This window comes from Lysobacter sp. GQ73, assembly GCF_059758755.1.
On record NZ_JCAXEE010000006.1, the window covers coordinates 58,827 to 80,002 of the forward strand.

The window sequence follows — 21,176 nt, forward strand, 5'->3', positions numbered from 1 at the left end:
CCTCTCCGCTGTACGAATCCCGGGTCCCGGGTCCCGACTCCCGGCGGGACGCGGAGCGGCCCGCTGATGCCCACCCCCCTGCGCCGTCGCCTGCGCCTGGCCCGTCGTGGCGCCTTCTATGGCGTCGCGATCGCGCTCGTGCTGGTGGCGGTGTTGTTGGGGGCGGCGAGCCAGGTGTTGCCGCTGGCCGAAAGCCATCCTGACCGCGTCGCGGCCTGGTTGAGCCAGCGCGCCGGGCGGCCGGTCGCGTTCGACAAGGTCGAGACGCAGTGGACGCGGCGCGGGCCCTTGCTGCGCCTGGATGGGTTGCGCATCGGCGAGGGCCGCCAGGCCTTCACCATCGGCGATGCGGAAATGCTGGTCTCGGTGTACGCCGGACTGTTGCCGGGGCAGTCGTTCTCGGAGCTGCGCCTCAAGGGGCTCGATCTGACCCTGGAGCGCAGCGACGACGGCCGTTGGAAAGTGCGCGGCCTGCCCGGCCAGGAGGACGCGCGCCAGCGCGACCCGCTGTCGGCGCTCGAAGGCCTCGGCGAACTGCAGGTCATCGACGGACGACTCGCGGTGATCGCGCCGTCGCTCGGCATCGATGCGCGGGTGCCGAAGATCGACCTGCGCTTGCGCGTGGACGGCAAGCGCGTGCGCGCCGGCGTGCGCGCCTGGCCGACGGTCGGCGTAGCCGGGGCGCCGTCGACGCCGCTCGACGCGGTGGTGGATTTCGATCGCGAGCGCGGCGACGGCCGCGCCTATGCCGGCGCCACCCGCGCCGACCTGACCGGCTGGTCGCCGCTGCTCAAGCTCGCCGGTATCCGGGTCGAGTCGGGCCAGGGCCGGGCCGAGGCCTGGGCCGAGCTGCGGGATCATCGCGTCGCTTCGGTGACGGTGTCGGCCGCGCTCGACCGCGTCGGTTTGCGCGCCGAGAGAGCGCAGCCTGCGGCGCCGGCCGCGGCCGATGCGCGAGTCGATTTCGAACACGTGGAAACCCTGTCGCGCTGGCGCCTGACCGACACCGGCTGGCGTTTCGATGCATCGAAGTTGCGGATCGGCAGCGGCGAGAAAGTACAGACCCTCGACGGCCTCGCCGTCGCCGGCGGCGAGCAGTACGCGCTGCGCGCCGAACGCATCGACGCCGGCCCCTTGATCGCGGTCGCCGCGCTCAGCGATGCCTTGCCGGAGCGTTTGCGCAACTGGTTCGAGACCGCCAAGCCGCGCGCGTCGCTGCGCGACATCGCGCTCAACGGCCGCCGCAACGGCCCGATCCACGCGAGCGCGAAGATCGAAGCGCTCGGTTTCGACGCGGTCGGCGATGCGCCGGGACTGCAGGGCCTGGCCGGCCGCTTCGAAGGCGACGGCGACGGTTTCATCCTCGAGCTCGACGAAGCCTCGCCGATGCGCTTCGACTGGCCGCGCGGTTTCGGCGTGCCGCATACGGTCAAGCTGCACGGCCGGGTCGGCGGCTGGCGCGAAGGCGCGGGCTGGCGCGTCGGCACCACCGCCTTGCGCGTGCGCGGCGAGGATTTCGGCCTCAGCGCGCGCGGCGGCCTGTGGTGGCAGGGCGACGGCACCCGGCCGTGGATCGACATCGCCACCGACATCGACCCGACCCAGGTGCCGGTCGCCAAGGGCTTCTGGATCCGCCACCGGATGTCGGCGAAATTGGTCGACTGGCTCGACACCGCCCTGGTCGGCGGCCGTCTCACCGGTGCGCGCGCGGTGATCTCCGGCGACCTCGACGATTGGCCGTTCAACCGCAACAACGGCTTGTTCGAAGCCAGCGCGAAGCTCGAGGGCGCGGCGGTGAAGTTCCAGCCGGAGTGGCCGGCGGTCGAAGGCCTGGACGCCGACGTGCGCTTCGTCGCCGACGGCTTCAGCGTCGAAGGCAGCGGGCGCATCGCCGGCGTCGGCGTGCGCAGGATCGGCGCCGGCATCGATCACTACAAGGGCGGCCACCTGCGCGTGCAGGCCGAGGCGGCCGCGGATGCGGCGCAATTGCAGGCCCTGCTCAAGCAAAGCCCGCTGCGCAAGGATCACGCCGACACGCTCGACCATCTGCGCGCCAGCGGTCCGGCGCGGGTCGGTTTCGAGATGCAGATGCCGTTGCGGCCCAACAGCGTCACCCGCATCGCCGGCACCGTCGACCTGGACAACGCCAAGCTCGCCGATCCGCGCTGGAAGATCGCCTTCGAGCAAGTGCGCGGCCATGCCGAATACGGCCGCGGCGGTTTCCGTGCCGAGGATCTGGCGGTGATGCACGAAGGCGCGCCGGGCAAGCTGTCGCTGCGCGCCGGCGAGGAATTCGTGCGCGACCGCGGCAACGCGTTCGAGGCCGGCCTCGATGTGGTGTCCGGCGCCGACGAGCTGATCGCGCGCGGTCCGGACGAGTTGGCCTGGTTGAAGGCTTATCTCGACGGACGTTCGCTGTGGACGGTCGGGATCTCGATTCCGAGGACGGCGCGTGCCGCCGGCGCGGCGCCGACGTCCGGCGTGTCCGCGCCTACGCCGACCTTGTTGCGCCTGCAGTCGAACCTGGTCGGTACCGCGCTGAGCCTGCCGCCGCCGCTCGACAAGGCCGGCGCGGCGAGCCTGCCGGCGACCATCGAAACCCCGTTGCCGCTCGGCAGCGGCGATGTAAGGGTCGGCCTGGGCAACGTCCTGGCCCTGCGCGCGCGCACGGTCGCCGGCAAGACCGGCGTGCGCGTGGTGCTCGGCGCGAATCGCGTCGACGAGGCGCCGCCGGCCAACGGCCTGATCGCCACCGGCCGCGCCGCGACCCTGGAAGCGATCGACTGGATCGCGATCGCGCGCGGCGGCGGCAGCGGCGACGGCCTGCCGCTGCAGCGCATCGACGTTACCGCGCAGCGGCTGCAGTTGCTCGGCGGCAGCTTCCCGAACACGCGTGTGATCGTCGCGCCGGCCCCGCGCGGCGCGACCGCGGTGCGCGCCGAGGGCGCGGCGCTCGACGGCGCCCTGCTGATCCCGGGCGGCGAGGGCGGCACCATCGCCGGCCGCTTCGCCCGCATGCACTGGCGCGCGCCGAGCGCGTCGCCCCCGTCGTCCGCGACTGCGACTGCGACTGCGAGCGGAAACATCACCGCCGGCAGTGCAACGGCGAGCCCTGCCGCGAACGCCGCATCCATCGGCGTCAACGCGATCGACCCGGCGAAGATTCCCGCGCTCGCGCTCGACATCACCGAGCTGCGGGTCGGCGATGCCGAGCTCGGCAAGGCGATGATCCGCACCCGGCCGACGCCGGCCGGGATGCGCATCGAACAACTGAGCACGCGCGCCGACAAGCAATCGCTCGACATCAGCGGCGATTGGACCGGCCGCGGCGCGGCGGCGCGCACTCATCTGAGCGTCGCCCTCGACAGCGGCGACATCGGCGCGCTGCTCGGCGGCTTCGGTTTCGCCGGCCAGATCGGCGGCGGCAAGGCCAAGGCCAAGCTCGATGCGGGTTGGCCGGGCAGCCCGGCCGCGTTCGCGCTGGGTTCGCTGGAAGGCAGCCTGAACCTGGAAGCGCGCAACGGCCGTCTGATCGAGGTCGAGCCCGGCGCCGGGCGCGTGCTCGGCCTGCTCAGCGTCGCCCAGTTGCCGCGTCGCCTGACCCTGGATTTCCGCGACCTGTTCTCGAAAGGCTTCGCTTTCGACCGCATCGACGGCACGGTGCGCTTCGGCAACGGCACTGCGCGCAGCGACAACCTGGTGATCGACGGCCCGGCCGCGGCGATCGCGATCCGCGGCGCCGCCGATCTGCGCGCGCAGCGCTACGACCAGACCATCGAAGTACGGCCCAAGGCGGCCAACCTGCTGACCGCGGTCGGCGCGCTCGCGGCCGGCCCGGTCGGCGCGGCGATCGGCGCGGCGGCGAACGCGGTGCTGCAGAAACCGCTCGGCAGCCTGGCCTCGAAGACCTACCGGGTCACCGGGCCGTGGAAGGAACCCAAAGTCGAGGTGGTGACCCGCGAGCAGACCCGCCTGGCGACGCCAGCGCCGCCGCCGGGATGAACGGCGCGGCGGTGCGGCGGGCCGGCCAGGGTTCCGGCCGTGCGCGGCCGAGGACGCGGACCGGCCCCGGCGGCTTGATTGCGCCGGCCGGCGCCACCATTTCGGTCTGACCACGGCGCCGCCGCACGGTTTCGCGCGCCGGGCGCCTCCACACTTCTCCAGGACGGCCGCGACCGCGCCAACCGGCGCCGCGCCGCCTAAGATGACCCTTCCACGTCCTCATGGCCTCGATATGACTCTTCCCCTGCAGATCGCCGAAAACCGCCTCCTGTTGCCCGCCGGGCTCGACGCCGGCGGCCTGGAGCGCAGCTTCGGCACCTTGCTCGGGCCGGGCATCGATTTCGGCGACCTGTATTTCCAGCATTCGCGCCGCGAGAGCTGGAGCGTCGAGGACGGCATCGTCAAGGACGGCTCGCATTCGATCGAGCAGGGCGTCGGCGTGCGCGCGATCAGCGGCGAGAAGACCGGCTTTGCGTATTCCGACGAGATCAACGGCGAGGCCTTGCTGGCCGCGGCGAAATCGGCGCGTGCGATCGCCCGCGACGGCCAGGCGCAACCGGCGAAGACGCTGGTGCGCGGCGGCGGCCGTTCGCTGTATCCCAGCAGCGACCCGATCGACTCGATCGGCAACGAAACCAAGGTCGAAGCGCTGCGCCGGATCGACAAGCTGCTGCGCGCGGCCGACCCGCGGGTCAAGCAGGTCATCGTCAGCCTCAGCGGCGGCATCGACACGGTGCTGGTGGCGCGCAGCGACGGCGTGCTCGCCGCCGACGTGCGTCCGCTGGTGCGGCTCAACGTACAGATCATCGTCGAGCACAACGGCCGCCGCGAAAGCGGTTATGCCGGCGGCGGCGGCCGCTACAGCTACGCCGAACTGCTCGGCGGCGACAAGCCCGACCGGCTCGCGCGCGAGGCCCTGCGCCAGGCGCTGGTGAACCTGGAAGCGATCGATGCGCCGGCCGGGATCATGCCGGTCGTGCTCGGACCGGGCTGGCCCGGCGTGCTGCTGCACGAAGCGGTCGGCCACGGCCTGGAAGGCGATTTCAACCGCAAGGGCACCTCGACCTATGCCGGGCGCATGGGCCAGCGCGTGGCCTCGCCGGGCGTGACCATCGTCGACGACGGCACCCTCGACGGCCGCCGCGGTTCGCTCAACATCGACGACGAAGGCACCCCGACCAACTGCACCACCCTGATCGAGGACGGCGTCCTGGTCGGCTACATGCAGGACACGCTCAATGCGCGCCTGATGGGCATGGCGCCGACCGGCAACGGCCGCCGCGAGTCGTTCGCCCACCTGCCGATGCCGCGCATGACCAACACCTACATGCTGGCCGGCCAGCACGATCCGGAAGAAATGATCCGCTCGGTCAAGAAGGGCCTGTACGCGGTCAACTTCGGCGGCGGCCAGGTCGACATCACCAGCGGCAAGTACGTGTTCTCGGCGACCGAGGCCTATCTGATCGAAGACGGCAAGGTCACCGCGCCGGTCAAGGGCGCGACCCTGATCGGCAACGGCCCGGAGACGATGCAGAAGGTACGGATGATCGGCCACGACCTCGCCCTCGACGAAGGCGTCGGCGTGTGCGGCAAGGACGGGCAGAGCGTGCCGGTCGGCGTCGGCCAGCCCTCGCTGTTGATCGAAGGCCTGACCGTGGGTGGCACCAGCGCGTGATCGCGGCGGCCAGCCAGCGTCGCCTTCCGCGAGCGGCAGAAGGCGGCGGGAAGCGCGGGATCGCAGTGCGCGAATGCAGTCCGGGCCGGACGGCGCCGGCCTCGGCAGCGGGCTTCAGCCGCGGCGGGCGTCAATCGTCGGGCTGGCCGTCGTCGACCGCTGCGCCGGAGTCATCGGCGACCGCGCCCGCGCCGAGGATCACCTCGCGCAATTCGCGATACAGCTCGCGGAACGAATGCGGCGGCTTGTTGCGCTTGCGCTCTTCCAGCGTGTTGCGCGCGAGCTGGCGCAGACGCTGGCGATCGGCCTGCGGGTATTCGTCGAGCAGCGCGGCCAGCGCTGTATCGCCTTCGGCGAGCAGGCGTTCGCGCCAGTTCTCGATCCGGTGCATCGCCGCGACCTCGCGCCGCGCCGCTTCGCCGTCTTCGTCGAGGGCGTCGCGGATCGCTTCCAGTACCGCGTCGTCCTCGCGCCGCATCTGCTTGGCCAGGAACGCCAGTTGGCGCTTGTGGGCGATGTTGGCGGTGATGCGCTTGCAGTCGCGGATGTGCGGCAGCAACGACTCGGGCACCGGCAGCTTGGACAGCTGGGCCTCGGTCAAGGACACCAGTTTTTCGCCCAGGGCCAGCACCTCCAGCGCCTCGCGCCGGTTCTGGCTCCGGCTGGGGCTGAGGAACTCGCCGGTTTCTTCGTCTCTGCCGCGCATCGCAAAACACCTCTCGTACCGTCAAACTGACCTGAATTCCCGCGCCGCCGACGCGCCGCGTACCGCAAGGATAAGACATTGAACGCAGTCGCCCTCATTCCGACCGCTTCGGCCCACACTTTCGCCGACCCCGAGGCGCGCCTGGACCTGCTCGCCGACCTGTCCCAGCGCCTGCTGGCGGCGGCCAAGGCCCGCGGCGCCAGCCAGGCCGAGGTGTCCTGCTCGGAGGAGGCGGGGCTGAACGTGAACGTGCGCATGGGCGAGGTCGAGACGGTCGAGGCCACCCGTGACCGCGGCATCGCCGTCACCGTCTATTTCGGCCAGCGCAAGGGCAGCGCCAGCACCGCCGACCTGCACGACGAGAGCCTGGAGGCCACGGTCGAACAGGCTTGCGTGATCGCCCGCTACACCGAGGACGACGAGGCCGCCGGCCTGGCCGACCCGGCCCTGATGGCCACCGACCTGCGCGATTTCGACAGCTGGCACCCCTGGGCGATCGACGCCGACCACGCGGTCGAGCTGGCCCTGGCTTGCGAAAGCGCCGGCCGCGATTACGACGCCCGGATCGAGAACTCCGACGGCGCCTCGGTCGGCACCGGCGCCAGCCTCGGCGTTTACGCCAATTCGCACGGCTTCGTCGGCCGCGAGCGCAGCACCCAGCACAGCTTCGGCTGCGCGATGATCGCCGGCCGCGGCGACGCCATGCAGCGCGACGGCTGGTACAGCTCGGCGCTGGCCGCCGACGACCTGGAATCGGCCGCCAGCGTCGGCCGCAAGGCCGGCGAGCGCACCATCGCCCGGCTCGCGCCGCGGCAGATCGCCACCGGCGACTACCCGGTGCTGTTCGCCGCGGAAAGCGCGCGTTCGCTGATCGGCCATCTGCTCAGCGCGATCAGCGGCGGCGCCCTGTATCGCCAGGCCAGCTTCCTGCTCGACAGCGTCGGCGCCCAGTTGTTCCCGTCGTGGTTCCAGATCGAGGAGCAGCCGTTCCTGCATCGCGGCCTGCGTTCGACCTCGTTCGACGCCGAGGGCGTGGCCACGCGCGAATCGGCGATCGTCAGCGGCGGCGTGCTGCAGCGTTACGTGCTCGGCAGTTATTCGGCGCGCAAGCTCGGCCTGCAGACCACCGCCAACGCCGGCGGCGTGCACAATCTGCAGGTCGCGGCGAACGCCGGCGATTTTTCCTCGATGCTGCGCGACACCGGGCGCGGCCTGCTGGTCACCGAGCTGATGGGGCAGGGCGTCAACACCGTGACCGGCGATTACTCGCGCGGCGCCGCCGGGTTCTGGATCGAGAACGGCCAGATTCAGTATCCGGTCGACGGCATCACCATCGCCGGCAATCTGCGCAAGATGTTCGCCGCGGTCGAAGCGGTCGGCAGCGACGTCGACTACCGCTCGCACGTGCGCACCGGTTCGATCCTGGTCGGGCGCATGACGGTCGCCGGCGAATCGGCCGAGGATTGAGAGGGCGGCAACACGAACGCCGCATGAAGCGTCGGCAACGAAATGCCTGGATTGGGATGGGGTAAGCGGAATCGCCAATAGGGCGCCGCTTCGGCCCGATCCTGTCAACGCAAGCGGGGGCGGGGCGTTCATCCTGGAGGTCCACTCCTGGGAGGCCGCATGAGTGCAAGCAAGGCGACGGCCGCCAATCGTTTCGGGCTCGGCGCCAAGCCGGGCGAACTCGAAGGCAGCGGCGACGGCCGCGAGATTCTGCTCGCGCAACTGCGCGGGCCGCCCGAGCTCGACGAATTTCACGGCCTGCCGAGCAGCGCCGCGACCATGACCCGCGAGTACGAGCAGCTCAGCGCTGCGCGCGCCGGGCGGGCCCGGGCCGCGCCGCCCGCGGCGATGGGCGAGATGCCGCCCGGCGCGCCGGCCAAGACATCGGCCAAGGCATCGGCCGCCGCATCGATGAGCAGCGCCGGTGCGATGGCGCCGGTTCCGCCGATGGGCGAACCGGACGATGTCGAGCAGGCGGGCGAACGCGCCGAGCAGATGCGGCGCGAGCTGCGCCAGCGCCAGCTCGACGAATTCGCCGCGCGCTATCGCCAGGCCTCGCGCACCGACCGGCCCTTCGTCGAGCGCCTGACCCAGTTCTGGTCGAACCATTTCGCGGTCTCGATCGACAAGGGCGATACGCGCCTGTACGCCGCTGCGATGGAGCGCGAGGCGATCCGCCCGCACGTGCTCGGCCGTTTCGAGGACATGCTGCTCGCGGTCGAAAGCCATCCGGCGATGCTGCGCTATCTCGACAATTCGATTTCGATCGGCAACGATTCGGCGGCGGCGCAGCGCGCCGAATTGATGCGCCGCGAACGCCGCGGGCTCAACGAGAACCTCGCCCGCGAGATCCTCGAACTGCATACGCTCGGCGTAGACGGCGGTTATCGCCAGGACGACGTGCTCGAACTGGCGCGCGCGATCACCGGCTGGAGCACCTTCAATTCGCGCGAAGCCAAGGCCGCCGGCGAGCGCATTCCCGACCACGCCTTCACTTTCCGCAAAGCTTCGCACGAACCCGGCGAACGCCGGGTGCTCGGCCGTCGTTACGCCGAGGGCGGGGTCGAGCAGGGGCGCGCGGTCCTGGCCGATCTCGCCAAGCATCCGGCCACGGCGCATCACCTGAGTTTCAAGCTCGCCCGCCATTTCGTCGCCGACCAGCCGCCGCCGGCCCTGGTCAAGCGCATGGCCCAGGCCTATCTGAGCCACGACGGCGATCTGCGCGCGTTGTACCGCGCGATGGTCGAGAGCCAGGAGTCGTGGGCCGACAACGCGCGCAAGTTCAAGACGCCGAACGATTTCGTGGTCTCGGCATTGCGTGCCGGCGAGTTGCCGGTCGGCAACGACGCGCGCGCGCTGATCAATCTGCTGTCGAGCCTCGGCCAACCGGTGTTCAACCCGCGCTCGCCGGCCGGCTTTCCCGACACCGCCGCCGACTGGAGCAGCCCGGACGGTCTGTGGAAACGCATCCAGGCGGCGCAATTGCTGGCCGCGCGGATCGACCCGAAGGCGTCGGCGCCGTACCAGCGCGCGGTGTCGGTGCTCGGCGAGGCTGCGGTCGACGGCGACTTCGCCATCGGCCTGCGCCGCGCCGGTTCCCTGCGCGACGGCTATGCCTTGCTGTTCGCCAGCCCCGCTTTTCAATGGAGGATCTGAGATGGATTCGCAACGCCGAGGTCTGTTGGCTGCATTCGGCGCGAGCGCACTGCTGACCCTGTTCCCGAATGCGTCGCGTGCCGCCGGCGACGATGCCGATACGCGTTTCCTGTTGGTGTTGTTGCGCGGCGGGCTCGACGGCCTGCATTTGCTGCCGCCGTATGCCGATCCGGTGTACGCCGCCTTGCGCGGCGCCGGCGCGGTGGCCGACCCGATCCGCATCGACGCGATGTTCGGCCTGCATCCGGCGATGCAGCAGACCGCGGCGATGTACCGCGACAAGCAGGTGCTGCCGATCGTCGCGATCGCGCCGCCGTATCGCGCGCGTTCGCATTTCGACGCCCAGGATTGCCTGGAGAACGGCACCGCGCGCCCCAACGGCGCGCGCGACGGCTGGCTCGGCCGCTGCGTGCAGGCGTTGCCGAGCGAAGCGGGTTTCGCAGTCGCCGCGGTGATGCCGCTGGCGCTGCGCGGCAGCGAGCGCACCAGCAACTGGTGGCCGCCGTTGCCGAAAGGCGTCGATCCGCAGTTGCTGCAACAATTGCAGCCGCTGTACGCCGCCGATGCGCGGCTCAGCGAGACCTTCGAGCAATCCACCCGTTCGGCGGCGCTGGCCCGCGAGGGCAAGGGCGCGTTCGCCCTGCCCGAGGCGATGCGCGTCGCCGCCGAACGCATGAGCGCGGCCGGCGGGCCGCGGATCGGTTTCGTCGAAGACACCGGTTGGGACAGTCATCGCAACCAGGCGCCGCAGCTGGCGCGCAAGCTGGCCGAGCTCGACCGCGGCCTGGCCGCGGCGCGCGAAGGCTTCGGCGCGGCCTGGCCGCGCACGGTGGTGGCGGTGGTGACCGAGTTCGGCCGCACCGCGGCGATCAACGGCACCGGCGGCACCGATCACGGCACCGGCGGCATGGCCCTGCTGTGCGGCGGCGCGGTGCGCGGCGGCCGCATCGGCGGCGATTGGCCCGGGCTGGCGCCGGCGCAACTCAACGAAGGCCGCGACCTGCGCGCGACCAGCGACCTGCGCAGCCTGTTCAAGGGCATCGCGATCGAACATCTGGGGCTGACCGAGAGCGTGCTGGAAAAGCGCGTGTTTCCCGACAGCCGCGGTATTTCGCCGCTGGACGGCTGGCGACTGGGCTGATCGAGCGCCTCGTCTCGCGCGCTGGCCGCCGGGCTCGGGACCGGATCGCCGGTCCGCAGCTCGTCGTCGCGAGCGGTTCGAGTGGCCGGAAACCGCCCCAGCCGACGTTGCGCGCCGGCGCCTATAGCGCAGACCGGCGTAGTTAACTGTGACGAAGAAAGGTTTATGATGCCCGTCAGGGGGCCGAGCCGTGGGCGCGGAACTTTTCTATCGACACCATCCAACACGTAGGGGAAGCGTAATGAACGATATCAGTCAGGACGAGAAGACTTGGGGCATGCTGGCTCATCTGAGCACGCTGGTCGGTTTGATTATTCCCTTCGGCTCCGTCCTCGGCCCGCTGGTCGTTTGGCTGATCAAGAAGGACACCATGCCGTTCGCGGCCGAGCAGGGCAAGGAAGCGCTGAACTTCAACATCACCGTGTTGATCGCATTCATCGTCAGCGCGATCCTGACCATCGTGCTGATCGGTTTCCTGCTGATGCTGGCCGTCGGCCTGGCCTGGCTGATCCTGACGATCCTGGCCGCACTGGCCGCGAACAAGGGCGAGTCCTATCGCTATCCGATGACGCTGCGCCTGGTCAACTGATCGCGCGCTTCATCGCGGCACGACAAAGGCGGACTTCGGTCCGCCTTTGTTTTGGGCGATGCGTTCCCAGTACTTGAGCTGCCCGCAACGCTTGCGGCAGCGAAACCGGATCAGCGATCGCGCTCGATCGCCATTCGGCCCAGCGCGCGCAGGGCGTGGGCGCGTTCGCCGAACGGTTCCAGCGCGGCGTGCATGACCTGCGCAAGTTCGCCCAGGCGCGCGCGCGAAGCCTCCAGCCCGATCAACGCCGGGAAGGTCGATTTGTCCTGCGCGGCGTCCTTGCCCGCGGTCTTGCCGAGGGTCTGGCTGTCGCCTTCGACATCGAGGATGTCGTCGCGCACCTGGAAGGCCAGGCCGAGCGCGCGCGCATAGCGATCCAGTGCGTCCAGCGAGCCCGGGTCGGCATCGCCGCACAGCGCGCCCATGCGCACCGCGGCGCGGATCAGGGCGCCGGTCTTGAGCGCGTGCACGCGCTCCAGCGCGGCCACGTCCAGGCGCACGCCCGAGCCGGTGGCGTCGATGTCGAGGGCCTGGCCGCCGCACATGCCGGCGACGCCGGCGGCTTCGGCCAGGGTACGCAGCAGGGCGACGCGGATGCGGTCGTGGCTGTCGGTATCGGCGAGCACGGCGAAGGCCAGCGACTGCAGCGCATCACCGGCGAGAATCGCGGTGGCTTCGTCGAAGGCGACGTGCACGGTCGGTTGGCCGCGGCGCAGTTGGTCGTCGTCCATCGCCGGCAGATCGTCGTGGACCAGCGAATAGGCGTGGATCAGTTCGACCGCGGTGGCCGGCGCATCGAGCACCGACGGCGCGACCTCGAACAAGGCGCCGCTGGCATGGACCAGCAGCGGGCGCATGCGCTTGCCGCCGAGCAGCACCGCGTGGCGCATCGCCATGTGCAGCAGGCGCGGTTCGTCGTCGGGCGAAGGCAGTGCGCGCGTCAGCGCCGCGTCGGCGCGTTCGCGCCAATCGCGCAAGCTGCCGTCAAGCATCGGCGTCGTTGCCGGGATGACCCGAGGGATTGGCGGAGGCGAAGGATTCGGCGCTGGCCGGGTCCTGCGGATCGGTCAGCAGGCGCACGCGCAGTTCCGCCTGCTCCAGCGCGGTCTGGCAACGCCGGTACAGGCCGACGCCGCGTTCGTACGCGGCCAGCGAGTCTTCCAGGCTCATCTCGCCGTGTTCCATCTTGTCGACGAGTTGCTCGAGGGCGTCGAGCGACTGTTCGAAATCGGCGACGGGCGAGGCTTCGGTAGGGGGTTTGCGAGGCATGGGAGAAGTGTGCGGCGGGGGAGGGGCAGGGTCAATGCAGCGGCGCATGCATGGGCTGCGCCAGGCTGTCGCAGGGTGCGGCGCCAAGCGGCCCCGGGCCGCGATTCAAGCCCAGACCAGGCGCGCCCCGCGTTCGCGCAGCCAGGCGTCCATGCGCGCCGACAGCAGCAGGTCGCCGGCCGCCAGCAGTTCGCCGTCGGCGCTCGACAGCAACGGCAGGCGGCGGCGCTCCCACGGCGGCACGCCGAGGTCCTGCAACGCCTGCTTTAGCGCATGGCGATGGGCGCGCCCCGGCAGGGCGATGCGCTCGCCGCCGCGGCGGCCGTGGGCGAGGCAAGGCGCCTCGAACCGGTCGGCGCCGTGCAAGCGCCATTCGCCGCCATCGGGCAACGCCAGCGCGGCGCGGCCGTCCCATTCGGCCTGCCAGTCGCCGGCCAGGGCCGGTCGCTGGCGCTCGGCATGCAGCAGATCGCGCCAGGCGCGCACCACCGCGCCGTGCCAGACGAATTCGGCTTCGGCATCGGCGCGCGCATCGAGCAATTGCGCTTCGACCTGGGCCACGCCCTCGGCCGGCAGCGGCGGCAGGCCGAGCGTGGCGACCCAACGCCGCAGCACTCGTGCGCGGCGCGCACTCGGCAGCGCGCGCAGGCCCGAGCGCGACAGCGCCTGCGGGTCGAGGCCGCGCACCTCGGCCAGGGCGAGCGCGTCCTCGTCGTCGAGCAGTTCGGCGGCCTGCGCGTTCAAGCGGGCGGACGCGGCGAAGGCGGCATCGGCCTGCGGCCAGCGTTCGCGCAGCGCCGGCAACACACGGTGACGCAGAAAATTGCGGTCGTAACCGTGTTCCTCGTTGCTGGGGTCGTCGATCCACTGCAGCCCTTGCGCCGAGGCGTAGGCTTGCAAGGCCGCGCGCGGCAGATCCAGCAAGGGCCGCCACAGGCCACCGCGGCCGCAATCGCGCCAGGCGCGCATCGCCGCCAGTCCGTCCGGCCCGGAACCGCGCAACAGCCGCAACAGCACGGTCTCGGCCTGGTCGTCGCGATGATGAGCGAGCAGCAAGGTCTCGCCTTCGCCCAGGCCGGCCGCGAAGGCGGCGTGGCGGGCGCGCCGGGCCGCGGCTTCCGGACCGTCGCCCGCGGCCGCAACCGATACCCGCGAAACGCTGAATTCCAGGCCGAGCCGGGCGCAGGTTTCGGCGCAATGCGCGGCCCAGGCGTCGGCCTGCGGATGCAGTCCGTGATGCACGTGCCAGGCGCGCAGCCCCTGCGCCCGGGCCTGCGCCGATGCGGCCAAAGCGTGCAGCAGCACGGTCGAATCCAGGCCGCCGCTGTAGCCCACGCACAGCGGCGTCGGCGGCATGGCGCTCAGAGCTCGTGCGATCGCGTCGGCGGCGGAGGGGGGCATCGCGGCATGGTGCCATGGCCGCGGGACGCAGCAACCCATCGATGATGCTGCGCCGGCCGGCGCGGGCGATTACCGTCGTTTCTCCGCATCCATGGCAGGCAAATCACCGTGTCCCGGCTTTTCGCTCCGCTGTCGCAACGATCGCTGAACTTGCGCAATCGTCTCGTCGTATCGCCGATGTGCCAGTACTCGGCCGTCGACGGCTTGCCGAACAACTGGCATCTGGTTCATCTGGGCAGTCGTGCGGTCGGCGGCGCCGGCCTGGTCCTGACCGAGGCCTGCGCGGTGTCGCCGGAAGGCCGCATTTCCGCGGCCGACACCGGGCTGTGGAACGCCTCGCAGGCCGAGGCCTGGCACCGAATCACCTGTTTCCTGCGTTCGCGCGAGGCGATCGTCGGCGCGCAACTCAGCCATGCCGGGCGCAAGGCCAGCGTCGAGGCGCCGTGGCTCGGCGGCCACGCGGTGCCGGCCGACGCCGGCGGCTGGACGCCGGTGGCGCCGTCCCCGTTACGGTTCCGCGAGGACTCGAGCGAACCGCGCGAATTGCAGCCGATCGAGATCCGCACCGTCGTCGACGATTTCGCCGCGGCGGCGCAGCGCGCATTGGATGCGTGTTTCCAGTTGGTCGAAATCCACGCCGCGCATGGCTATCTGCTGCATCAGTTCCTGTCGCCGCTGTCGAACCGGCGCGAAGACCGCTACGGCGGCAGCTTCGACAACCGCACCCGCCTGCTGCGCGAAGTGCTGGCGGCGGTGCGCGAGGTCTGGCCGGAGCGCTTGCCGCTGTGGTTGCGCATTTCCGCGACCGACTGGGCCGAAGGCGGCTGGGACATCGAGCAGAGCGTCGAGCTGGCGCGCATCGTCAAGGAACTCGGCGTCGACCTGATCGACGTGTCGAGCGGTGGCCTGGTGCCGCATGCGCGGATTCCGAACGAACCCGGTTACCAGGTGCCGTTCTCGGCGCGCATTCGGCGCGAGACCGGCATCGCCACCGGCGCGGTCGGCCTGATCACCGAGGCGGCACAGGCCGAGCGCATCGTCGCCGACGGCGAGGCCGACGTGGTGATGCTGGCCAGGCAGCTGCTGCGCGACCCGTATTTTCCGCATCGCGCAGCGCGCGAACTCGGCGCGACCACGCACGTGCCGGAGCAGTATCAGCGGGCCTGGTGAGGTTTACGGTTACGGGAACGGGTTCCTCGCTCGGATCGGACAGAGAGCGCACCGAACGCTATCGCTGTGACTGGGTAGCTGATCGCGTTGAACTTGCGCACCGAGATCTCGCCTTGCCCGCCCAACTGCTTCCACCGCTGGACCCAGATGGCGTCAGGATATCGCCGGCTCGGGCCGGGCAGCGGTTCGGGCCGGCCGCGCGCGCCGTATCAATAGAAGCCTTGCAGCAACAGGCATAACGCGGCGACCAAAGCGAACGCACCGCCGAGCAGCCATTTGAGCAGGACATCCATGTCCGCGGTTCCGTGCGAGCGGCCGTCAGGCCGCTTCGTACGCGCCGTAGCCACGCAGACGCTCGTAACGGCGCTGCAGCAGGTCTTCGATCGGCAGGGGCTCCAGCGCGTCGAGCTCGTTGAGCAACACCGCCTTCAGGCGGGTGGCCATCTGCTTGGGATTGCGGTGGGCGCCGCCGATCGGCTCGCGCACGATCTTGTCGATCAGGCCCAGCTCGTACAGGCGTTTGGCGGTCAGGCCGAGCTGCTCGGCCGCGTCCTTGGCCTTCTCGGCGGTCTTCCACAGGATCGAGGCGCAACCTTCCGGGGTGATCACCGAGTAGGTGCTGTATTCGAGCATCAGGGTGCGGTCGCCCACTCCGATCGCGAGCGCGCCGCCGGAGCCGCCTTCGCCGATCACCGTGCAGATCACCGGGATCTTGAGTTCGGCCATTTCCAGCAGGTTGCGCGCGATCGCTTCGGACTGGCCGCGCTCTTCGGCATCGATGCCGGGCCAGGCGCCGGCGGTGTCGATGAAGGTCAGCAAAGGCAGGCGGAAGCGCTCGGCCAGCTTCATCAGGCGCAGCGCCTTGCGGTAGCCCTCCGGACGCGGCATGCCGAAATTGCGCTTGATCTTGCTCTTGGTGTCGCGGCCCTTCTGGTGGCCGATGATGACCACGCTGCGGCCGGCGATGCGGCCGAGGCCGCCGACGATCGCGGTGTCGTTGGCGAAGGCGCGGTCGCCGGCCAGTTCCTGGAACTCGTCGCACATCACCCGGATGTAGTCGAGGGTGTAGGGACGGGCCGGGTGGCGGGCCAACTGCGAGATCTGCCAGGAGCTCAGGTCGCGGAAGATCTGCGCGGTACGCAGGCGCAGCTTGTCCTGCAGGGTGTGGATTTCGGCGTCGATGTCGACGGCCGGGCCGCTGCTGGCGTGGCGCAGTTCCTGGATCTTGGCTTCCAGGTCGGCGATGGGCTGCTCGAAGTCGAGGTAATTCGGATTCATGCTCGGGCCGTTGGCCGGGTTGAGGCACAGTCTAGCCCAGGGCGGGGGACCGTACCGAGAGGCATGGGGCGGGACGGGGTGGGGCGGCAACTAGTGGACAGGAACGAGTAACGAGTGTTCGGGCTTGGGGTCTCGACTCGTTACTCGTTTCTCAACACTCGTTCCTATCCACCCATTCCTAGCTCTGAGCCCACGGCTTCGACAAGGTCAGCTTGACCGCCTTCACGCCGGGCTGCGCGCGCAGGATGCCGACCAGGTCGGCGTCCACGCGCACCGATTGGGGGCCGTTGAGGTCGAGCATGCCGGCCGCGCCGTCGCGCAGCAGGTCCAGGCGGATCGGGGTCGGGCCGGGTCGCTGCTTGGCGAGCAGGGCGTCGACGCGCTGCCAGGTGCCGGGCACGCGCAGGTCCAGGCGCATCGACAGGCGCTGGGCGTGGCGCGAACACACCTGCGCGTAGTCCCAGCAGCGCGCCGCGCGCAAGGCGAAGCCGCCGCTGAAGGCGTCCTCGCGCAGGCCGCCCTGGACCACCAGCAGGCGGTCGCGCGCGAGCATCGAGGCGAATTCGCTGTAGGTCTCGGCGAAGAACGCGCACTCCAGGCGGCCGCGGCCGTCCTCGATCTGCACGAACATCTGGCTGTCGCCTTTCTTGCGCAAGCCGACCACCTGGCCGGCGACGATCACTTCCAGTTCCGGGCGCCAGCCGCTGCGCGCGCTCTCGGGGCGTTTTTCCCAGAGGCCTTCGAGTTCGCCCAGGTCGGTGCCGACCAGACTGCGCAACTCGTCGCGATAGGGGTCGAAGGGATGGCCGCTGAGGTAGTGGCCGAGGGTTTCGCGCTCGCCGTGCAGGATCTGCGCGAGCGGCCATTCGTCGGCCTGCGGCAGGTCGAGGTGCAGCGCCGGTGCGGCCGCCTCGAAACCGCCGAACAGCGAGACCTGGCCGGCGGCGCGTTCCTTGGCGAGCTGGTCGGTGGCCTTGAGCACTTCCGGCAGCTGCAGCATCAAGGTGGCGCGGTTGCGGCCCAGGCCGTCGAGCGCGCCGGCATGGGCCAGCGCTTCGAGCGCGCGGCGGTTGAGCTTGCCGGTGTCGACGCGCTTGCAGAAATCCAGCAGGTCGTCGAACGGGCCGGCGCGGCGCGCCTCGACGATCGCTTCGCAGACGCCGCGGCCGACGCCCTTCACCGCGCCGAGGCCGTAGCGGATCGTGTTGGCGTCGATCGCCTCGAACATGTAGTCCGATTCGTTGACGTGCGGCGGCAGCACGGTCAGGCCCATGACCCGCGCTTCGTCGAGGAAGTTGACCACCTTGTCGGTGTTGTCCATGTCCGACGAGCAGGTCGCGGACATGAATTCGGCGGGGTAATGGCGCTTGAGCCAGGCGGTCTGGTAGGCGACCAGCGCGTACGCGGCCGAGTGCGACTTGTTGAAGCCGTACTCGGCGAACTTCTCCATCAAGTCGAAGATCGGGCTGGCCTGCTTGGCCGGGATGTTGCGCTCGGCGCAGCCGGCCTCGAACTTGGCGCGCTCCTTCGCCATTTCTTCGGGCTTTTTCTTGCCCATCGCGCGGCGCAGCATGTCGGCGCCGCCTAGCGAATAGCCGGCCAGGACCTGGGCGATCTGCATCACCTGTTCCTGGTACACGATGACGCCGTAGGTCGGCCCCAGCACCGGTTCCAGGCTGTCGTGCGGGTAGGTGACCTCGGCGTTGCCGTGTTTGCGGTCGACCCAGTCCTTGTCCATCCCCGAGCCCAGCGGGCCGGGACGGAACAGCGCGGCGAGCGCGATGATGTCCTCGAAGGTGTCGGGCCGGGCGCGCTTGAGCAGCTCGCGCATGCCGCGCGATTCGAACTGGAACACCGCGACCGTGTCGCCGCGCGCGAACAGCTCGTAGGTGGCCTGGTCGGTCAGCTCGAGCGCGGTGATGTCGAGCGGTTCCAGGCCTTCGCGGGCGCGCCGCTTGTTGATCGCGCGCACGGCCCAATCGATGATCGTCAGCGTGCGCAGGCCGAGGAAGTCGAACTTGACCAGGCCGACGGCTTCGACGTCGTCCTTGTCGAACTGGGTCACCGGGCTCTTGCCGCGGCCCTCGCCGTCGTGTTCGGCGAACAGCGGGCAGAAATCCGACAGCGGGCTCGGCGCGATCACCACGCCGCCGGCGTGCTTGCCGGCGTTGCGGGTCAGGTCTTCGAGCTCGCGCGCCAGGTCGAGCAGGTCGCGCACGTCGTCTTCGCTGCGGTAGCGCGCGATCAGTTCGCTGGAGGCGAGCTCCGGATTCTTGATCGCCGCTTCCGACTCGCCCAGGGCGTCGTCGAGCGAAACGCCCAGGGTGTTCGGGATCAGCTTGGCGATGCCGTCGACGAAACCGTAGGGATGGCCGAGCACGCGGCCGGCGTCGCGCACCACCGCCTTCGCCGCCATGGTGCCGTAGGTGATGATCTGGCTGACCCGGTCGCGGCCGTACTTCTGCGCGACGTAGTCGATGACCTCGTCGCGCCGGTCCATGCAGAAGTCGATGTCGAAGTCGGGCATCGACACGCGTTCGGGATTGAGGAATCGCTCGAACAGCAGGTCGTAGGGCAGCGGGTCCAGGTCGGTGATGCCGAGCGCCCAGGCGACCAGCGAGCCGGCGCCGGAACCGCGGCCGGGGCCGACCGGGATTTCATGGTCCTTGGCCCAGTTGATGAAGTCCGCGACGATCAGGAAGTAGCCGGGAAACCCCATCTTGATGATGACGTCCAGCTCGATTTCCAGGCGTTCGTCGTAGACCTCGCGGGTCTTGCCCGGCGCCAGCGGGTTTTTTTCCAGGCGCTTGACCAGGCCCTCGCGCGATTGCGCGCGCAGCCACGATTCGATGGTGTGGTCGCTCGGCACCGGAAAATCCGGCAGCGCGTATTCGCCGAGCTTGAGCTCGACGTTGCAGCGCATCGCCAGCGCCAGTGCGTTGTCGACCGCATCGGGCACGTCGGCGAACAGCTCGCGCATTTCCTCGCTGGACTTGAGGTACTGCTCGGCGCTGTAGTCGCGCGGGCGCTTGGGATCGTCGAGCACGCGGCCGGAAGCGATGCACACGCGCGCTTCGTGCGCCTCGTAGCCTTCGCGGTCGAGGAAGCGCGCGTCGTTGCTGGCGATCAGCGGCAGGCCGCGCTTGCTCGCCGCCTGCATGGCGAAAGCGTTGAAGGCGTCTTCGCCGTCGCGCTGGGTGCGGGTCAGCTCCAAGTGCAGGCGGTCGCCGAACACGCCCTGCCAATCGACCAGCCAGGCATGGGCGAGCTCGACCCGGTTGCCGGCGGCGAGGCGGCCGGCCAGGCTATGCCGGCCGGCGAGTGCGAACAGGCCCTCGTTGTCTTCGCGCAGCCACTCCGGACGCAGCACCACGCCCTCGGTGCGGTGGCCTTCCATCCAGGCGCGGCTGAGCAGGCGCGACAGGGTCAGGTAGCCGCCGCGGTCGCGGCAAAGCAGGGTCAGACGCGAGGCGGTCTCGTTGCCGTCGGCCAGGCCGACGTCGGCGCCGATGATCGGCTTGATCCCGGCGCCCTCGCAGGCCTTGTAGAACTTGACCGTGGCGAAGAGGTTGTCGATGTCGGTCAGCGCGACGGCCGGCTGGCCGAGCGCGACGCAGCGTTTGACCAGTTCGCCGATGCGGATCGTCGAATCGGCGAGCGAGTATTCGCTGTGCAGGTGAAGATGAACGAATGGAGCGGACATGCGTACCGTTTCTGCGGCCGTACCGAGGGATTCAAGCCGTGGGACGGCAAGCGGATTGCGTGCCGACCAGCAGGGTATCAGCCCGGCGGCCGGCGGCAAGCCTTGACAGGCTTGCCCGGCCGCGCAGAGGGCGATCTCGCCGGGTTGCGACAAGGCGCCTTCGGACCGGCGGGGCGATGCGTCCCGCCGTGCGCTCACGCTGCGGCCGCCGCCGAACAACGCACGGCTTGGCGCCGACCGCCAGGCCGGGGCCGCCGCCGGGCAGCGGACGGTGCCGGACGGCGTTCAGGCGACCCGGAACACCGGCTCGGGCGAGCGCCCGTTGGCGTAGTGGCTGTCGTTGACCCGGGCGTGGTGCTGCAACAGCGACAACTCGGCGATGCGATCGCGCACCCAGGCCGCGCGCTGTTCGGCGGCGTCGCCGCCCGGATGCTCGATCTGCCGGTACACGCAGAAATCCCGGTAGTCCCCGGCCTCGGCGGCGAACGCCGGCCAGGCCAGCTCGATCAACAGCACATCGTCGAGCAGGCCGAGCAGCGGCATCTTGTCCGGGATCAAGTCCTGGTCGTCGTCGATGTAGGCGAACAGCTTGGCCAGCCGCGCCCGCATCGCCGCGTCGCTGTCCCAGGCCGGGTCGGCGGCCATCGCGCGCAGGTCCTGCAGGCTCTGCATGCGCTCGTCGACGACGCGGCGGGCCTCGTCCGCCGGCAGCGCCGCCAGCCAGCCCGCCAGGCGCTGCAGGCGCGTGGCGTCGACGCGTGCGGCATCGGGGTGCAGTTCGTGCACCAGGGCATCGAAAGCGGCGATCGCGGCGGGCGCGATCGCCATGGCCGGCTCGTAGCCGGCGCGGTTGTGCGGCAGGGCGCTGTCGCGCTCGAACGGCAGCGGCTCGGAAGTCGGAGTGGGATGAGGCATGCGCACGAAACACCTCGCGTCCGGCCGGATAAGAAGGCGGGATGCGCGCCGCGGGCCGAAGGCGACGCGAACCTGGGGAGTTGCGTATGGACTCTGCGCCTGACGGCAGTGTGAGCGCGCCGGTATGAAGTCGTTGTGACCTGTGGCACGGGATTCGCGTTCAGC

14 protein-coding genes are annotated in these 21,176 nt (G+C 70.3%); 7 read left to right on the forward strand and 7 right to left on the reverse strand.

Features of this window, described 5'->3' with window-relative positions:
* The first annotated feature begins 66 nt into the window (after positions 1 to 66).
* Both AC6CH2_RS16915 and tldD read left to right on the forward strand, forming a co-directional pair.
* The gene (locus AC6CH2_RS16915) at positions 67 to 4,002 is read left to right on the forward strand and encodes a YhdP family protein (protein ID WP_498270216.1); all 3,936 of its coding nucleotides are present in this window, start codon (positions 67 to 69) and stop codon (positions 4,000 to 4,002) included.
* 232 nt (positions 4,003 to 4,234) lie between these two features.
* Positions 4,235 to 5,677, forward strand: coding sequence for a metalloprotease TldD (gene tldD / locus AC6CH2_RS16920; protein WP_498270217.1), 1,443 nt, complete (start codon positions 4,235 to 4,237; stop codon positions 5,675 to 5,677).
* A gap of 130 nt (positions 5,678 to 5,807) precedes the next feature.
* On the opposite strand, the gene yjgA is transcribed toward tldD, so the two are convergent.
* The gene (gene yjgA, locus AC6CH2_RS16925; protein ID WP_498270218.1) at positions 5,808 to 6,383 is read right to left on the reverse strand and encodes a ribosome biogenesis factor YjgA; all 576 of its coding nucleotides are present in this window, start codon (positions 6,381 to 6,383) and stop codon (positions 5,808 to 5,810) included.
* A 96-nt stretch (positions 6,384 to 6,479) separates the two neighbouring features.
* Between yjgA and pmbA the strand changes: the two genes are divergently transcribed.
* The 4 genes from pmbA to AC6CH2_RS16945 all read left to right on the forward strand — a co-directional run bounded on the left by pmbA (position 6,480) and on the right by AC6CH2_RS16945 (position 11,275).
* The gene (gene pmbA, locus AC6CH2_RS16930) at positions 6,480 to 7,850 is read left to right on the forward strand and encodes a metalloprotease PmbA (protein ID WP_498270378.1); all 1,371 of its coding nucleotides are present in this window, start codon (positions 6,480 to 6,482) and stop codon (positions 7,848 to 7,850) included.
* A gap of 159 nt (positions 7,851 to 8,009) precedes the next feature.
* On the forward strand, positions 8,010 to 9,545 hold the full coding sequence (locus tag AC6CH2_RS16935; protein WP_498270219.1) for a DUF1800 domain-containing protein: 1,536 nt from the start codon (positions 8,010 to 8,012) through the stop codon (positions 9,543 to 9,545).
* Between the two features lies 1 nt (position 9,546).
* The gene (locus AC6CH2_RS16940) at positions 9,547 to 10,686 is read left to right on the forward strand and encodes a DUF1501 domain-containing protein (protein WP_498270220.1); all 1,140 of its coding nucleotides are present in this window, start codon (positions 9,547 to 9,549) and stop codon (positions 10,684 to 10,686) included.
* 241 nt (positions 10,687 to 10,927) lie between these two features.
* Positions 10,928 to 11,275 carry a DUF4870 domain-containing protein gene (locus tag AC6CH2_RS16945; RefSeq protein WP_435396076.1) on the forward strand — a complete coding sequence of 116 codons (348 nt, stop codon included), beginning with the start codon at positions 10,928 to 10,930 and terminating at the stop codon, positions 11,273 to 11,275.
* A gap of 110 nt (positions 11,276 to 11,385) precedes the next feature.
* On the opposite strand, the gene ispA is transcribed toward AC6CH2_RS16945, so the two are convergent.
* The 3 genes from ispA to tilS form a co-directional block, all read right to left on the reverse strand.
* Positions 11,386 to 12,267 carry a (2E,6E)-farnesyl diphosphate synthase gene (ispA, locus tag AC6CH2_RS16950; protein WP_498270221.1) on the reverse strand — a complete coding sequence of 294 codons (882 nt, stop codon included), beginning with the start codon at positions 12,265 to 12,267 and terminating at the stop codon, positions 11,386 to 11,388.
* Positions 12,260 to 12,544 carry an exodeoxyribonuclease VII small subunit gene (locus tag AC6CH2_RS16955; RefSeq protein ID WP_498270222.1) on the reverse strand — a complete coding sequence of 95 codons (285 nt, stop codon included), beginning with the start codon at positions 12,542 to 12,544 and terminating at the stop codon, positions 12,260 to 12,262. The genes ispA and AC6CH2_RS16955 overlap by 8 nt, the downstream gene beginning before the upstream one ends.
* Positions 12,545 to 12,649: 105 nt before the next feature.
* Positions 12,650 to 13,945 carry a tRNA lysidine(34) synthetase TilS gene (gene tilS / locus AC6CH2_RS16960; protein ID WP_498270223.1) on the reverse strand — a complete coding sequence of 432 codons (1,296 nt, stop codon included), beginning with the start codon at positions 13,943 to 13,945 and terminating at the stop codon, positions 12,650 to 12,652.
* A gap of 108 nt (positions 13,946 to 14,053) precedes the next feature.
* On the opposite strand from tilS, the gene AC6CH2_RS16965 reads away from it, so the two are divergent.
* Positions 14,054 to 15,115 carry an NADH:flavin oxidoreductase/NADH oxidase gene (locus AC6CH2_RS16965; protein ID WP_498270224.1) on the forward strand — a complete coding sequence of 354 codons (1,062 nt, stop codon included), beginning with the start codon at positions 14,054 to 14,056 and terminating at the stop codon, positions 15,113 to 15,115.
* Between the two features lie 318 nt (positions 15,116 to 15,433).
* Here the strand turns inward: AC6CH2_RS16965 and AC6CH2_RS16970 are convergent, their stop codons facing one another.
* The 3 genes from AC6CH2_RS16970 to AC6CH2_RS16980 form a co-directional block, all read right to left on the reverse strand.
* Positions 15,434 to 16,393 (reverse strand): acetyl-CoA carboxylase carboxyltransferase subunit alpha, encoded by a 960-nt coding sequence (locus tag AC6CH2_RS16970; protein ID WP_435396070.1) that lies wholly within the window; start codon positions 16,391 to 16,393, stop codon positions 15,434 to 15,436.
* 178 nt (positions 16,394 to 16,571) lie between these two features.
* The gene (gene dnaE / locus AC6CH2_RS16975) at positions 16,572 to 20,096 is read right to left on the reverse strand and encodes a DNA polymerase III subunit alpha (protein ID WP_498270225.1); all 3,525 of its coding nucleotides are present in this window, start codon (positions 20,094 to 20,096) and stop codon (positions 16,572 to 16,574) included.
* 285 nt (positions 20,097 to 20,381) lie between these two features.
* Positions 20,382 to 21,011 (reverse strand): hypothetical protein, encoded by a 630-nt coding sequence (locus AC6CH2_RS16980; RefSeq protein WP_498270226.1) that lies wholly within the window; start codon positions 21,009 to 21,011, stop codon positions 20,382 to 20,384.
* Positions 21,012 to 21,176: the final 165 nt, after the last annotated feature.

Bases quoted from the DNA above. Each gene is read 5' to 3' on its own strand.
- AC6CH2_RS16915 (WP_498270216.1), top strand. From the start codon at position 67: ATGCCCACCCCCCTGCGCCGTCGCCTGCGCCTGGCCCGTCGTGGCGCC.
- tldD (WP_498270217.1), top strand. From the start codon at position 4,235: ATGACTCTTCCCCTGCAGATCGCCGAAAACCGCCTCCTGTTGCCCGCC.
- yjgA (WP_498270218.1), bottom strand. From the start codon at position 6,383: ATGCGCGGCAGAGACGAAGAAACCGGCGAGTTCCTCAGCCCCAGCCGG.
- AC6CH2_RS16935 (WP_498270219.1), top strand. From the start codon at position 8,010: ATGAGTGCAAGCAAGGCGACGGCCGCCAATCGTTTCGGGCTCGGCGCC.
- AC6CH2_RS16940 (WP_498270220.1), top strand. From the start codon at position 9,547: ATGGATTCGCAACGCCGAGGTCTGTTGGCTGCATTCGGCGCGAGCGCA.
- AC6CH2_RS16945 (WP_435396076.1), top strand. From the start codon at position 10,928: ATGAACGATATCAGTCAGGACGAGAAGACTTGGGGCATGCTGGCTCAT.
- ispA (WP_498270221.1), bottom strand. From the start codon at position 12,267: ATGCTTGACGGCAGCTTGCGCGATTGGCGCGAACGCGCCGACGCGGCG.
- AC6CH2_RS16955 (WP_498270222.1), bottom strand. From the start codon at position 12,544: ATGCCTCGCAAACCCCCTACCGAAGCCTCGCCCGTCGCCGATTTCGAA.
- tilS (WP_498270223.1), bottom strand. From the start codon at position 13,945: ATGCCCCCCTCCGCCGCCGACGCGATCGCACGAGCTCTGAGCGCCATG.
- AC6CH2_RS16970 (WP_435396070.1), bottom strand. From the start codon at position 16,393: ATGAATCCGAATTACCTCGACTTCGAGCAGCCCATCGCCGACCTGGAA.
- dnaE (WP_498270225.1), bottom strand. From the start codon at position 20,096: ATGTCCGCTCCATTCGTTCATCTTCACCTGCACAGCGAATACTCGCTC.
- AC6CH2_RS16980 (WP_498270226.1), bottom strand. From the start codon at position 21,011: ATGCCTCATCCCACTCCGACTTCCGAGCCGCTGCCGTTCGAGCGCGAC.